At 68.4% G+C, this 456-nt stretch carries 1 protein-coding gene; it reads right to left on the bottom strand.

Annotation, left to right across the window (positions count from 1 at the left end):
• Positions 1–456, bottom strand: a 456-nt coding sequence (locus J5M58_RS26855; RefSeq protein WP_207880418.1) for a GNAT family N-acetyltransferase, incomplete at both ends; no start/stop codon positions are given.

Raw genomic sequence — 456 nt, 5'->3', positions numbered from 1 at the left:
GAGATCGACGGCCCGGCGGTCAGGATCATCGAGCGGCCGGCTTCGTGCGTGCGTCGATAAGCCATGCGAACGAAATGCTTGTGCGCGGCCTCGCCGTCGCGCGCCTCGCGATAGGACAGCGTCTCGCCCCGCCGCTCGCCGACGAGCGGAATGCGCCGCTCCTCGGCGAAGCCGTTGCGCGCGTAGAACGCGATGGCCCGGGGGTTGTCGTCCATCACGCGCAGAAAGAACCCTTCGACGTTCGACGTGGTGCGCGCCCATTCGATGAGCGCCTGCAATGCGAGCGAGAACAGCCCCTTCGCGCCGGCCGCATCGCCGCGCACGACGTTGTCGATCTCGAACAGCCGCTCGTCGTTCAGGCAGCCGTTGAAGCCGATGTGCCCGACCGCGCGGCCGTGCCGGTCCTCGACGAGAAACAGGATGCGGTCGTCGGTCGCGAGCAGCCGCTCCTTCAGC

This window comes from Pseudomonas sp. 32_A (assembly GCF_017490905.1).
In the GTDB taxonomy this organism is placed as follows: domain Bacteria; phylum Pseudomonadota; class Gammaproteobacteria; order Pseudomonadales; family Pseudomonadaceae; genus Aquipseudomonas; species Aquipseudomonas inefficax.
This window is presented reverse-complemented; position numbering and strand designations above follow the sequence as displayed.